Here is a 15,150-nt window from a genome sequence, read left to right as displayed (position 1 = left end):
AAGGAGGAAACACTATGGAAATGAAAGGATCAGATATTGTTGTTGAATGTTTACTTGAACAAGGTGTTGACACTGTGTTCGGTTATCCAGGCGGAACAATACTAGAAATCTATGATAGTTTATATAAATATCAAGATAAGATTAACCATGTCTTAACTTCTCATGAACAAGGGGCTGCTCATGCGGCTGATGGATATGCACGTGCGACTGGAAAAGTTGGTGTTTGTATGGCAACCAGTGGACCAGGAGCTACTAATCTTGTTACCGGTATTGCAACTGCTCAAATGGATTCTATTCCACTTGTTGCAATTACTGCCAACCAAGTTGTACCACTACTAGGAAAAGACAGTTTTCAAGAAGTTGATATTACTGGAGTAACAATGCCAATTACAAAACATAATTTTATTGTTAAGAGAGTTGAAGATTTAGCACCAACAATTCGTAAAGCATTCCAGATTGCTAAAGAAGGTAGACCAGGGGCTGTTTTGGTTGATATCACTAAAGATGTGACTTTAGCACATTGTGAATATAAACATTTAGAACCTGAACATATTGAAAGACGTAATTATACTTACCCAACTTCAACAATTAAAAAAGCAATTGAAATGATTGAAGAAAGTGAAAAACCATTTGTATTTGTTGGTGGGGGTGCTGTTGCAGCTAATGCATCAGCTGAATTAAAAGAATTTGTGGAAAAAATTGATGCTCCAGTTACTGATTCTTTAATGGGAAAAGGAGCTTTTGATGGAACAAATCCACGTTATACTGGAATGTTAGGAATGCATGGAACAAAAGCAAGTAACTTAGGTGTTTCTCAATGTGACTTGTTAGTTGTTGTTGGAGCAAGATTTAGTGATCGTGTGACGGGAAATGCTAAGAAGTTTGCAAAACATGCGAAAATTATTCATATTGATGTTGATGAAGCAGAAATTAATAAGAATGTTATGGTTGATTTAGGTATTGTTGGTGATGCCAAAAGTGTATTAAGTGCATTAAATTTATTATTGAAACAACAAAACCATCCACAATGGCTTAAAGAAATTCGTGCTTTAAAAGATCAATATCCATTAAGCTATAATCCTGATGTTTTAACAGGACCATATGTTATTGAACAAATTGAAGCATTAACTGATAGTAATGCAATTATTTGTACAGAAGTAGGACAAAACCAAATGTGGGCAGCACAATATTATCATTTTAGGAGACCACGTCAATTGATTACAAGTGGTGGACTTGGAACAATGGGATATGGTTTAGGTGCTTCTATTGGTTGTAAATATGGAAAATCAGAACAATATGTTTTCAATATTGCTGGAGATGGATGTTTTAGAATGAACATGAATGAATTAGCAACAGCTTCTCGTTATAATGTACCAATTATTGAAGTTATCTTAAATAACCATGTCTTAGGAATGGTTAGACAATGGCAAACTTTATTCTATGGTAAACGTTATTCTGCAACTGTTTTAAATGATAAAGTTGATTTCTGTAAGGTAGCTGAAGGTTTAGGATGTAAAGCTATTAAAGTTACTAAGAAAGAAGAAGTTGCACCAGCTATTCAAGAAGCAATGGATTATAATGGACCAGTTGTGATTGAATGTATGATTCAAGAAGATGATAAAGTCTTCCCAATGGTTGCTCCAGGAGCTGCTATTGATGAAGTCTTTGATCAAAATGATGTTAATGAATAATCAAAAACCTTATAGAGAAAATTCTCTATAAGGTTTTTTCTTTTTCTTGTAAAAGTTGTGCATATTGAATACAAATTAAATCAGCAATAATAGCAAGAGGATAAGGATGACTTGCATAGTCCTTACGACTATGATAGCGAATATATTCATCTACATACGGAAGGGATATATTAAAATTAGATGTAATCATATAAATCTTAGGTTTAACTTTTAAGTTTTTAAAAGGTTTACTACGCTGAAATACACGATCAAAATAAGTACCAGATTCAGAAAAAATAATGATTAATGTTTCTTCATCAGCATTTTGAATATATTCCACTTGATTAATAAACTTAATACAAGTAAATAAAATTTTGCCACTCGTTTGTAAATCAAACTGCAAGTTTAAAGCAATATTTTCAGATTGCATATAACCAAAAGCAGCCACTTTTTTATATTGATAAATATCTTTAACAAGATTTTGAATATCTTCTTCAATCACACTATTATAAAGTGATTTTAAATTATCCATCACGCTTAAAATATAAGATTTACATAAAGAGCTAGCTTCAAAAGATTTAAAATCATATTTCTTTTTAGCATGTTCATGTTCAATTGCAAATCTAGCGACTTGACTTTTAAGTGCGTTGAAATCATTTAAACCAATATCACGACAAAAACGTGAAATACTGGAATTAGAAACATAACATTGTTTGGCTAAATCTGTTAATGTAATATCTTCTAAATCATGAATATTTTCAATCAAAAATTTTGCGATTTTATAATTGTTTGAATCAATAGGCTCACTATTAATAGTAGATAGCAAGATAATCATAAGATTAAACATATTTTTTCCTCTTTTCGACATATGATTATATTATATATATCACGAAAGGAGGGGAAATACAATTTATTTTTTTATGATAATTGTTTGGGCTATTTTATCATGAAAAGATTGGGAATTTGGTTGAAAATAAGCATATAAAATAGACAGTAAAGTTAATCCATAAGCAAGATACTTTAGTGGCTCAACAAAACTTGTAAAACCTAACACAGGTAATAGTTTTCTTAAGTAAGTTGCGGTTATGACAATACCACCTTCTAATAGTGTTGCTCCAACAAGTTCCCTTAATAACATTGTCTTTAAAGTAATATTGTTTTCATTGATATCAACAATTTGAATCTTACATATTTTTTTACCCAATGTTTGTCCTTTCCAAAGGAATACAGGAATGATTATGTAATATATCAAACCAATTGCTATACCATATAAAATAAGTAAAAGTGCTGTTTGAAAATCATAATGGATAAAATCAAACATATAAGGCTGTAAATAATCACCATTACGAAAATAGAAAGTGATAGGAATAACAGCTAACATGTTTGTTAAGTACCAATCAATAACCATTGCTAAAAATCTCTTTACTCTTAATTCAATAATATCATTTTTATTTGTAACTTTTTTCTTTGACATTTTTCTCACCTCAAAATAAACTTTTTAAAATTATAACAAAGTCATTTATCATTCATCAATTCATTTCCAAATCTTGGAAACAAAAAGAAGATGAAAATTCATCTTCTTTAGAAATCAATTATAATCTTTTGTAATCTTCTAAATTTAATAATGATGCAGCATCTTGATCACAAATCACAGTAAAATTAGGATGTAATTTTAAGATTGTTGCAGGTAATTCATCTGTAATCGGTGAATCTAAAACTTGTTTTAAGATTTCAGCTTTTTCTTTTCCTGTCACAATCATTACCAAATGTTTAACACGCATTAAACTTTTTGGTCCCATTGTAAGAGTGATTGGTAAATGTGGTTTTTCAGGATATCCAGGATTAGCTGCATTTTTTGTTTTACGATCCATTGGATAAGTATAACTATCCATTGGTGTACATCTTGGACAATTACTGCAGAAATGACCATCAAATCCTAAACCAATCAACATCACATCAATACCACCAGCGTTACGGATTTCTTGATCATAAGTTTCCCAATTTTCCATTGTTGTTGTGTGAATGCGTTCATCAGGAATATGAGCATCTTTAAAGAAAAGTTCTTGCATTTCTTCCCAGTTAGGACCATATGGTTTATCAAGATATGGTGCTTCATCAAATAACCAATACTCAATATCCTTAAATTTATCTTGGTCTTTGATATAAGGGATCATCATCTTATAAAGATTGACAGGTGATTTCCCAGCTGTTAAAGAAATATTCACACGTTTGTCTTGCATCATAGCACCGAGTAAAATGTGCATTGCACTTTCACTCATTTTTTGTTCTGATTCTTCAATAATTAATTTCATAATTCTTTCCTCCTTGATTTATATCAAGAAGATAAAACTTACACAAGTCACATTATAAGTGATTTTTTGATAGTGTCAAGAAAATAATTTTTATTTTAAATTTATGATATTCCTAATTATGTAGCGCTAAATTAATAATATATCTTAATTACATTGAAAAATCAACACATTTCCACAATGTGGAAATAATTTCGACAATATGGAAAAGAATTGCCAAAAGAGTGTTGAAAAAGATATAATTCAGGTACATTTGAGAAGGGAGGAATATCTATGAAATTCATGGAAAAATTTAATCAACTTGCTGATCGTACTTTACTACCTTTAGCAAATAAATTGGGGAATCAAAGACATCTTGCAGCTATTCGTGATGGGATGGTTGTTGCGATTCCACTATCAATTCTAGGTGGTGTTTGTTTAATTATTTCAACACCTCCATTTAAACCAGAAACATTACCAAATTGGGGAGTCATTAGCGATATGTTAATGGGATGGTATAATTGGGCGCAAGCAAATAAAGCAATGTTACAATTACCCTATAACATGACAATGGCATTAATGGGATTGTTTGTGGCTTTTGCGATTGCTTATCATTTGGCTAAGAAATATGAGATGCCAACATTAAATGTAGCAATTGTCTCAACCGCAGTATTTTTAATTGTTTCATCACCAGTTGTGTCTGCTGTGCCAGCTAGCTTAATGAGTGAAGGGGCAAATATGACAGATCTTCTAACAAAGGCAGGGAACTATATCCCAACGACATTCTTGGATGCCAAAGGGATTTTCACAGCTATTATTGTTTCCATTGGATGCGTTGAAATTATGCATTTTATGTTGAAGAAAAATATTCGCTTTAAAATGCCTGAAGGGGTACCACCAGCAATTGCTTCATCATTTGATGCGATTATTCCATTGTTTGTATGTGTGGTTGTTTTCTATGCACTTTCACTATTTGTTCAAAATATAAGTGGTGAATTGTTGCCAAGTATGATTATGACATTACTTGCACCAGCTATTTCAGGATTAGATTCATTACTTGGAATTTGTTTAATTACAATTATTGCACAAACATTTTGGTTCTTTGGATTACATGGTGCAAGTATTACACAACCTATCCGTTTGCCATTTATGCAAATGTACTTAGTTGCTAATATTACAGCATTTTCTGCAGGTGATCCAGTTGTTCATTTCTTTACACAACCATTTTGGTCTTATGTCATTACTCTTGGTGGAGGAGGAGCCACTTTAGGTTTATGTATCTTATTGTTGCGCTCTAAATCTGTAGAGTTAAAAACACTTGGTAAATTATCAATTGGACCAGCTATCTTTAATATCAATGAACCAATTATCTTTGGTTTACCAATGGTTTTAAATCCATTAATGATGATTCCATTTATATTTGTACCAGTCGTGAATTCTATTATTGCTTATGCATGTATGGCATTCCATATTGTTGGAAAAGGTGTTATAGAAACACCATGGACAACACCCGCTCCATTAGGTGCAGCTTTAGGATGTATGGATATCAAAGCAGGAATACTTGTTATTGGATTAATTATATTAGATATGTGTCTTTATTATCCATTCTTTAAACTTATGGAAAAACAAAAATTAGATGAAGAAAATGGAGTTCAAAACATTTAATCTATAAAAAAGAAGATAAACTTACACACCATAACTTCATTTCTATCATTCAATTTTGTTTTACCTCAAATGTCTTTGGCATTTGAGGTTTATTTATTTCATTGAAATATAAGAAAGTAAATAAAAAGTTAGTATTTCTTCATATTAGGTCAAAAATGTTTAACAAAAAAGGTAGATATTTTGTTTTTTAAAACTTGATTGAAGAAAAATAATCAAAACTGTATAATGAAATAAAAGAATAAAGAAAGTTTGGGGAAATGATATGAAAGATAATAGGGAAAGATTTATTCAGGATATGCTTGATACTTTTGATGATACAAATGCATATCAGGTAAGTTTGTTTTTATCAGTATTTTTTGGTGTAGTAGGTTTATTTTATGCCATAACAACCTTGCCTTCTATTTTGCCATATATTTATATATATGATACTTATTTTGCTTTTTTAGGATTGTCGGTTTTTTGTATCATAGGAGGAATAGGATGTTTATATGTATTGTATGGGCATTATATTTCTACAAAACATCATTCAGTTCATGAAAGGATTCACTATTTACCCGTGGCTTTTTTATCAATAATACCTGGTTTTATCATGATCATGTATAGTGCTTTAGTCACTGCAGCTTCTTTTACTTTTCCGATTTCCATTATTAGTTTCTATTTATGTTTTTATGCAATTATTGTTTTTATCGTTGCATATTTTATGGTACAAAAAAGAATAAATAGTGAAAAAGAAGTTTATCAAAAAAAGACGTTAAGATATGTACAATGGGTAACTATACTTTTACTTGTTATAGCTTTTTTATTTATATTATTTTTAAGAGGATCAGTTTTTGAGGATTTAGTAAAGATTGCCTTAATCACTATTATTGTTTCGTTTTTTGCTTATCAGGCAGCTAGAACTTTACTAGCAAGTCGATTGATGAAGAAAATGGATATCGATATGATTGATTATCAGAATTTATATCATGATGGTCGTTTAGGTGAAGTTGATCTTTCACAAAAAGCGCGTGTATATATCATAAATGATGGAAGAATTGATAAAGCTTTAAATATTTTAGTGGAATTTGGATTTGATCGTGATGATTGTATGCGTGCTATTATAAAACATCAGCCATTTTATACATTTGATGAGAAGATGTATTATGATCTTCAATTTATGAATAAACTTTTAATGCGTTTAGCTTATGAAGATGTTCCTTTTCAGGTAGAAGTCTTAAAAAATAAAGACTGGGAAATTGATGAAAGTTATCAATTAATAGAAAAGCATCGTTTTGTCCGTAAGAAAAAAGCAGATGCCAAAGAAAATGATGATGAAGTTAAAGAGAAAAATAGTTGGTTATTTAATATTGTGATGAGTATAATTGTTGGAATTGGAATGATACTATATGGTCTATGGTCGGCATTTTTTCCAGTTAATTATTTTAAACCTGTGCGTTGGTGTTCATCTGAGCAAATTCAAACTTATTACAATGAATTTACTTATAGGAGTACGAGAACACTTTATCATTTGATTTGTATTTGGATTATTTTTTTAGTTTGGTTATTTGTGAAACCAATTCAAATATGGGTAAGTGGAATAATGGAAGAATCTATTCAAACAATATGGATAGCTTTTGGTATTATCTTTGTTGGAGAATTGTTTGTTTTTCCAATGTATTTAAAAAAATTAAAAGCAATTCTACAACAAGAACATAATGTTCATAATTATGAAAAAAGAGCATTTTTGTTATTTATATTGTATTCTTTTATAAGAAGTTTAATAAAAGGATGGCAAAAATCTTTATGTATGTTGATATTTTTAATTGTGAGCATTGAACTGGCTAAATCAATTTACATTTTTATACGTTATATTCAACATAGAAAAGAAGTAAAAATAGTGAAACAAAATGAAGAATATGAAATTGTTGAAGAATATGATATGCAACCTATTATTGATAGATTAAAAGAATTTAAAGAAGATGTGATTGTTTTGGAATATAGTGATTTACCAGTTAATCGTTATTGTAGTAAATTAGGTGGATTACCTTATTTATTAGAGGGTGAAAATATTCCTTGTGATGGAAATGAACCGTTAATATTGTTGGCACAAATTAATTTTGATGAACTTAAAGGAAAAACAGTTGGGGATTTACCAGATCATGGAATGTTGCAATTCTTTATCAAATGTGATGATGTTTATGGATGTGACTTTGATTTTAATGTAGATAATCCTAAATATCGTGTTGTTTATCACGAAAAAGTTGATTATATAGCACCACTTCGTCAAGATGTTGAATATATTAATGAAGAATCACCACTGCATGGAGAATATCGTTTGAATTTATCTATTCAACAAGTTGAAGGACTATCAGTAAGTGATTTTCAATTTATCGATCGTTTAAAGAAATTGTGTGATGATTTATTACCAAAGGATTTTGAAAATAATGATGGATTTATGGATGCTCTTTATGAGTACGTTGAATTTAATGAAAATAATCAAATGTTAGGACAGGGATCTTTTGCTCAAGAGGATTCTAGAGGAAGTGAGTCAATGCTTATTTTGCTTCAATTATTGAGTGATGAAACACATATGATGTGGGGAGATTATGGAACATGTCATTTTCTTATTGATAAGGATGATTTGAAAAATAAAAGATTTGATCAGGTTATATATACTTGGGATTGTTATTAAGATTTGATTTTGATCTTCTTTAGATATTCTTAAGAAATTCTTTACCATATATTCATATGATATCCATATAATGGTGTTAAGATATGATAAAATTCTGATTAAAATATCATGATATATGGAAAAATATGATAAATAAAGTGGGTGTGAATATGCAAAAAATAAAGGGATTAACAAATCAAGAGGTCTTAGATCAAATTGATTTAGGGCATATGAATATATCTCCAAAACCATTAGTTAAGACAAATAAACAAATTATATTTGAACATGTTTTTAATTTGTTTAATGCTTATAACTTTGTTATAGCATGTGCATTGGTATTTGTTCAAGCATGGTCAAGTTTATTCTTTGTTGTGATTGTAAGTGCCAATACAGTTATTAGAATTTATCAAGAGATACGTTCTCGTAATATGGTTGCTAAGTTAAATTTAATTATTTCACCTAAAACAAAAGTATTACGTGATGACACAATACAAGAGATTGATAATGAAGAAATTGTCTTAAATGATGTGGTTTATTTTGAAACTGGAAATCAAGTTTCTTCTGATTCTATTGTGTTAGATACAGCTGTTGAAGTTGATGAATCTTTACTTACAGGAGAAGCTGACCCTGTATTGAAAAATATAGGTGACCATTTATTGTCAGGAAGTTTTATTGTTTCTGGTGCATGTTATGCAAGAGTTGAACATGTAGGAATAGATAATTATGCGACTCATCTTGCTAATGAGGCAAGACAAAGAAAACCAGTGACATCTGAGTTGGTTAATGTTTTTAATAAAGTAACAAAATTTACCAGTTATTTAGTTGTTCCATTGAGTGTTTTGATGTTGTATCAAGCTTTAGGGGTGAGAGAAGAATCACTTGCGACAGCAATTGTCAATACTTCAACAGCCTTACTTGGAATGTTACCTAAAGGATTAGTATTATTGACAAGTGTTTCTTTAGCTGCCAGTGTTGTGCGTCTAGGAAAAAGAAAAGTGCTTGTTCAAGAAATGTTTAGTATTGAAACTTTATCCCGTGTTGATGTTTTATGTCTTGATAAGACAGGAACTTTAACAAAAGGGAAAATGAAGGTTCAAGAGGTTGTTGATTTAGCCAATCCTTTATCACTTGATATGCAAAAAGTCATGAGTTCATTTGTTGGACAAAGTGTTGATAATAATGCAACTTATCAAACATTAAAGCAATACTTTCAAGATGAGATATGTTATGAAGTGAAAAATCGTGTCCCATTTTCTTCAGCTAGAAAATGGAGTGCACAGGAACTAGAAGGTATTGGAACGATTATTGTAGGAGCACCAGAGTTTATTGTACCTCAATATCAATTACTACAATATATTCAAGAAGCTCAAAATAGTGGAGCTCGTGTTTTAATGGTTGCTCATCATGCTGATTTTCAAACTTTTCAAGAACATCTTCATGAAGCAACACCACTAGCTTTAATTATTATTTTAGATCCTCTAAGAGATGATGCGAAAGAAACACTGGCTTTCTTTCAAGAAAATGATGTAGATATTAAAGTGATTTCTGGGGATAATCCAATAACTGTAAGTTCATTAGCGAAACAAGCGGGAGTCAAAGATGCTCATCACTATATTGATGCATCTACTTTGACAACCGATGAAGAATTAGAAAATGCAATCATGAATTACAATGTGATTGGTCGGGCTACCCCAAAACAAAAACATCAAATGATTTTAACTTTACAAAAACATAAACAAAAAGTCGCAATGACAGGTGATGGAGTTAATGATGTTTTAGCTTTAAAAGATGCCGATGTTTCAATCGCGATGGGATCTGGCTCAGATGCTGCTAAACAAATCTCTCAGTTTGTTGTGATTAATGGTGAACTATCAACAATGGTAGATGTTGTCAAAGAAGGACGTTTAGATATTAATAATGTGACACGTTCAGCATCTATGTATTATCTTAAGACAATCTATACAATATTGATTGCTATTTCAACTGTATTATTAAATATGCCTTATCCTTTTATTCCTTTTCAAATGACTTTATTAGATAATTTTATTGAAGGTTTTCCTTCTTTTATGATTTTATTTGAAAAGAATATCGATAAACAAAAAGAATCGATTGGTAGACATGCGATGCGTTATTCATTACCTAATGCTTTGGTTATTGTTTTAAGTGTCATTGCATTAAAACTTCTTGCCCCTATATTATCTTTAGAATTACATGAAGTCTTTACAATTCTTTATTTTTCAACTTCATTAATTTCTATTCATATGATTTATCGTATTTATAGTCCAATTAATTGGTATCGTACATTTGTATTGATTATAGATATTATTGGCTTTTGTATGGCCACATATATCTTCTGGGATTGGTTACAGCTTGCTCCACTTACAATGCAATTATTCCAATATATATTGATTATAATTGTCATTGGTATGATTTTAGCAGCAATCATCTCACATTTTGTGAATATTTATTTAGATCGAGAATGAGACAAAACAGCTCATTCTTTTTATATGACTTTTGTCACTTTTATTTATGATAGAAATCATGTTAAAATAAAAAAGAGTGTAGGTGATAGATATGCATAAACAAAATCAGAAGGCTCTTTTTGGGATTATAGTGACAATTGCAATGATGATTGTAGGTTTGATTTATACAAGCTATAGTCGTCCTTCATCTCATCATAAGGTTTTTGGTGTCACTTATATGACAATGAATAATCCTTTTTATGAAATTATTAATAATGAATTAGAAAAAGTGATTGATCAAAACGGGGATCGACTTATTACCTTGGATCCAGCTTTAGATGTGATAAAACAAAATGAACAGATTCATTTCTTTATCAATCAAAATGTTGATGGAATATTCGTTAACCCAATAGATTATAAACAAATACAACCAGCTTTATTAGCAGCTAAAAAAGCACATATACCAATTATTGTTGTTGATGCACCTATTAAAAATAAAGAACTGGTCAACTGTACAATTGTTTCAGATAACTATAATGCTGGTGTTCAATGTGCCAATGATATGATGAATACAATGTCATCAGCTAAAATTGTTTTATTAAAACATAGTAGTGCAAAATCAGCTAAAGACCGAATTGATGGTTTCTTAGATACAATCCAATCTCATCCTCAATATCAAATTGTTGACGAAGGAGAATGTGAGGGGCAATTAGAACTTGCTATGCCATTAATGCAAAAAATAATAAAAAAACATCGCGATATTGATGTTGTTATGGCACTTAATGATCCGAGTGCTCTAGGTGCTTTAGCAGCTTTAGAAAATAATGGGATGAAAAATGTTAAAGTATATGGTGTTGATGGAACTCCAGATGTTAAATCATTGATTCGTCAAACACCAATGGTTGCTGGAACAGTTGCACAATCTCCAATATCTTTTGGTTATACTGCAGCTTTAAAGATGTATGATTTATTGGCTCATAAAACAGTTGATTCTAATATTATTGTTCCTGTGACTTTAATAACCAAAAAGAATATTGATGATTTTGATGAAACGGGGTGGCAATAATGAATCGGAGTTATTGGCAATCTTTGTCATCTTTAAGAGTTTTTATGATTCTTTTGAATTTTATTATCATTGTTTTTTATGGCAGTGTTTTTTTACTTGCAACAAAATATGTTATTGATTATCAGATGACAAGAGATTTTTTAGATAAAATCAATCATATTCCTCATCATCCACTTGTTGTATTCTTTGGAAGTATTTTATTATTTATTATTCTTTTATCAATTATGTATTATCGTCAAGAACATGATATTATTCAACATAAGATGAATATGATTTTGAGTTTCGTTGAATTGTTGATTTGTTTTGGTATTATTTATTTATTGTATATGGGATATAATGGTATTATTTTATTAGTGTTTTGTAATAGTATATATCATTTAAAAGATGATAAAACAACAAAATGGATATTAGGTGCCGTTATTCTTGTTTATTTGATTTCTAATTATGATGTTTTTTCAACAGTTATTCCACTCACAAATCCACAAGCATACTTTCAGATTTTTAATGCGAATATAAGAGGAATGCTGATGATTGCAAAGAATGTATTAGAAACATTAAATATCTTATTATTTATTGTTTATATGATTCTTTATATAGCTGATCAGATTCAAGAAAATGAGAATATTTCAAAAGAATTAGATATGATTCATCAGGTGAATAAAGAATTACAAAATTATGCAGCGGTGACAGAAAAAATTGGTGAAAATAACGAGAGAAAACGATTAGCAAGAGAAATTCATGATACTTTGGGTCATGCTTTGACTGGGATTGCAGCTGGTGTGGATGCTTGTATTGCAATGATAGATATAAATCCTCAAGCAACTAAGCAACAATTACAAGTTGTCTCTAAAGTTGTGCGACAAGGGATTGGGGATGTTCGTAATTCTTTAAATAAGTTACGTCCAGGCGCATTAGAAGCTCATGGCTTTAAAGGGGCAATTGAATCAATGATTGAAGAATTTATGAGTGTCAGTGATTTGGATATTGTATTAGATTATCGATTAGAAAAAGTAGATTTTGAAAATACAAAAGAAGATATATTGTTTCGGGTTATTCAAGAAAGTATTACAAATTCACTTCGTCATGGGGGTGCAACTCATATAGAAATTATTATTTATCAGGAAGATTATCATTTATATTTAAAGATTCAAGATAATGGTAGTGGTTGTGAGGATATTCATTATGGTTTTGGTTTAAAACAGATGCAAGAAAGGGTTGCAGTTATTAATGGTGAAGTGTTATATGATGGACATAATGGTTTTTTAACAATTATTAAAATACCAATGCAAAGGGGAGAAAATTATGATTAAAGTTGTGATTGCTGATGATCAAGAGCTCATTAGAGAGTCATTGAAGATTGTCTTAGGAACACATGAAGATATACAAGTTGTTAGTGTTGCAAGTGATGGGTTTGAGGTTTTAGATATTTTAAAAAGAAATCCAGTAGATATTATTCTTATGGATATTCGTATGCCACATATGGATGGCGTTATGTGTACAAAAGCAGTTAAAGAACAATATCCACAAACAAAGATTATTATTTTAACAACTTTTGATGATGATGATTTTGTGTTTAGTGCATTAAAATTTGGAGCAAGTGGATATTTATTAAAAGGGGTAAGTATGGATGAATTGTATCAATCCATTTTAACTGTTTATCATGGTGGAGGAATGATTAATCCTGATATTGCCACAAAAGTATTTAGTATGTTTTCTAAAATGTCACAAAACAATTATTCTATTCGTGTTGAAGATAGTGGAATTAAAGAGATAAGTAAACCAGAATGGAAGGTCATTCAACAAGTTGGTTTTGGTCTTTCTAATAAAGAAATTGCACAAAAATTGTTTTTATCAGAAGGAACTGTAAGAAATTATCTAAGTTCTATTCTTTCAAAATTAAATTTAAGAGATCGTACACAATTAGCTATATGGGCAGTACAAACAGGACAAACAACAAAGGATTTTGATTATGAATAAAAAAGCCATCATTGTATTATTATGTATAGGTTTGATTTTCTTACTTATCTGTTGGCCTCATAAGGTTGTTATTAAACTGGGGATATTTGCAGGAAGTAATTGGGATGTGCCAAGTGGTGATAGTTATTATGTTATTGATCATGCAATTGAAAGATTTGAAAAAAAACATAAGAATGTTGAAATTGAATATCAAAGTGGTATCTTAAAAGAAGATTATTCTGCTTGGCTTTCGCAACAAATATTAAAGGGAGAAGAACCAGATGTATTCATGATTTTAAGTGAAGATTTTAATACGTTAAGTTCATTAGGAGCATTAAAAGATTTACATGGATTTATGAAACAAGATCATCAGTTTGATACATCACTTTATTATCAAAGTGTTTTACAAGCTGGCATTTTTCAAAAAAAACAATATGCCTTGCCTTATGAAAGTAATCCAACTTTGATGTTTGTTAATAAAACATTATTAAAAAAAGAAGGAATCTCTATTCCAGATAATGATTGGAGTTTAGATGATTTTTATAGAATATGTCAAAAAGTGACAAAAGATAGTAATCATGATGGAATTATAGATCAATACGGTTATTATAATTATGATTGGTTAGATTCTATCTATGGTCATGGGGGACAATTATTTAATGAAGATGGAACAATGTGTTATCTCAATCAACAATCAGTTAAAGATTCATTAGTCTTTTTACAAAAGTTGACAGCTTTAAATCAAGGTTATCGTGTTAGTGCTGAACAATTTGATAAAGGACAAGTTGCCTTTTCACCAATGCCTCTATCACAATATAGAACCTATAAACCATATCCTTGGAGAGTCAAAAAATATTCTCAATTTGAATGGGATTGTGTCAAAATGCCTTCTCTATCCAATCAACAAGGACATAGTCAAATCTCGACATTATTAATGGGGTTATCTTCAAGAAGTCAACATGAACAACTTGCCTGGGAATTTTTAAAGACATTAACTTATGATCAGCAAACTCAAACTGAATTAATAGAATACTCACAAGGTATCTCATCATTAAAGACAGTCAGTGAATCTAAGCATACATTAGATATTTTAAAAGAAGAAGCTGGTGATAGTCAGGTTAATTTGAGTTTACTTAAAGATGTTATGGAAAATGCTATGAATCATAATCAATTTAAAAAATATGAATCTGCCCTTAATTTATTAACAACGCATATTCAACAAATTATTGATAATAATGCTGATATAGATACATCATTAATTGATTTACAAAAACAAATGAATCAATATCTTAAGGATTAAGGGGCTGTAACGACTAAGTGGTTTTTGAACCATTTAGGACGCTCAGTCCTTTTTTTCTTTGATAACTAAAAAACACATTAAGTTATTTTTTAT

At 30.0% G+C, this 15,150-nt stretch carries 11 protein-coding genes; 8 read left to right on the top strand and 3 right to left on the bottom strand.

The features are described 5' to 3' along the window. The first annotated feature begins 14 nt into the window (after positions 1-14). The gene (ilvB, locus tag EDD60_RS11330; protein ID WP_066444386.1) at positions 15-1,691 is read left to right on the top strand and encodes a biosynthetic-type acetolactate synthase large subunit; all 1,677 of its coding nucleotides are present in this window, start codon (positions 15-17) and stop codon (positions 1,689-1,691) included. Between the two features lie 25 nt (positions 1,692-1,716). Here the strand turns inward: ilvB and EDD60_RS11325 are convergent, their stop codons facing one another. The 3 genes from EDD60_RS11325 to EDD60_RS11315 all read right to left on the bottom strand — a co-directional run bounded on the left by EDD60_RS11325 (position 1,717) and on the right by EDD60_RS11315 (position 3,982). Beyond that, on the bottom strand, positions 1,717-2,517 hold the full coding sequence (locus EDD60_RS11325) for a MurR/RpiR family transcriptional regulator (protein WP_066444387.1): 801 nt from the start codon (positions 2,515-2,517) through the stop codon (positions 1,717-1,719). A 63-nt stretch (positions 2,518-2,580) separates the two neighbouring features. Continuing rightward, positions 2,581-3,144 (bottom strand): RDD family protein, encoded by a 564-nt coding sequence (locus EDD60_RS11320; protein WP_066444392.1) that lies wholly within the window; start codon positions 3,142-3,144, stop codon positions 2,581-2,583. A 118-nt stretch (positions 3,145-3,262) separates the two neighbouring features. After that, the gene (locus EDD60_RS11315; RefSeq protein WP_066444397.1) at positions 3,263-3,982 is read right to left on the bottom strand and encodes a 6-phosphogluconolactonase; all 720 of its coding nucleotides are present in this window, start codon (positions 3,980-3,982) and stop codon (positions 3,263-3,265) included. A 270-nt stretch (positions 3,983-4,252) separates the two neighbouring features. Here EDD60_RS11315 and EDD60_RS11310 point away from each other — a divergent pair, with 270 nt between their 5' ends. The 7 genes from EDD60_RS11310 to EDD60_RS11280 all read left to right on the top strand — a co-directional run bounded on the left by EDD60_RS11310 (position 4,253) and on the right by EDD60_RS11280 (position 15,057). Beyond that, on the top strand, positions 4,253-5,623 hold the full coding sequence (locus tag EDD60_RS11310) for a PTS sugar transporter subunit IIC (RefSeq protein ID WP_066444409.1): 1,371 nt from the start codon (positions 4,253-4,255) through the stop codon (positions 5,621-5,623). Between the two features lie 262 nt (positions 5,624-5,885). After that, complete coding sequence (locus EDD60_RS11305; RefSeq protein WP_132226419.1) at positions 5,886-8,294, top strand: DUF1963 domain-containing protein; 2,409 nt, start codon at positions 5,886-5,888, stop codon at positions 8,292-8,294. Positions 8,295-8,443: 149 nt separating this feature from the next. Next, complete coding sequence (locus EDD60_RS11300) at positions 8,444-10,756, top strand: HAD-IC family P-type ATPase (RefSeq protein ID WP_066444428.1); 2,313 nt, start codon at positions 8,444-8,446, stop codon at positions 10,754-10,756. 91 nt (positions 10,757-10,847) lie between these two features. After that, positions 10,848-11,801 carry a sugar ABC transporter substrate-binding protein gene (locus EDD60_RS11295; RefSeq protein ID WP_066444429.1) on the top strand — a complete coding sequence of 318 codons (954 nt, stop codon included), beginning with the start codon at positions 10,848-10,850 and terminating at the stop codon, positions 11,799-11,801. Then, positions 11,801-13,111, top strand: coding sequence for a sensor histidine kinase (locus tag EDD60_RS11290; protein ID WP_066444430.1), 1,311 nt, complete (start codon positions 11,801-11,803; stop codon positions 13,109-13,111). The genes EDD60_RS11295 and EDD60_RS11290 overlap by 1 nt, the downstream gene beginning before the upstream one ends. Beyond that, entirely contained in the window at positions 13,104-13,778 is a 675-nt protein-coding gene (locus tag EDD60_RS11285; RefSeq protein ID WP_066444434.1) for a response regulator transcription factor, read from the top strand. The genes EDD60_RS11290 and EDD60_RS11285 overlap by 8 nt, the downstream gene beginning before the upstream one ends. Next, positions 13,771-15,057, top strand: a complete 1,287-nt coding sequence (locus EDD60_RS11280) for an ABC transporter substrate-binding protein (RefSeq protein WP_066444438.1) — start codon at positions 13,771-13,773, stop codon at positions 15,055-15,057. Before EDD60_RS11285 ends, EDD60_RS11280 begins: the two co-directional genes overlap by 8 nt. Positions 15,058-15,150: the final 93 nt, after the last annotated feature.

The organism is Longibaculum muris (assembly GCF_004343035.1).
GTDB classification, from domain to species: Bacteria; Bacillota_I; Bacilli_A; order Erysipelotrichales; family Coprobacillaceae; genus Longibaculum; species Longibaculum muris.
The sequence above is the reverse complement of the archived record's forward strand: the minus strand, read 5'-3'. Positions and strand labels throughout refer to the sequence as shown.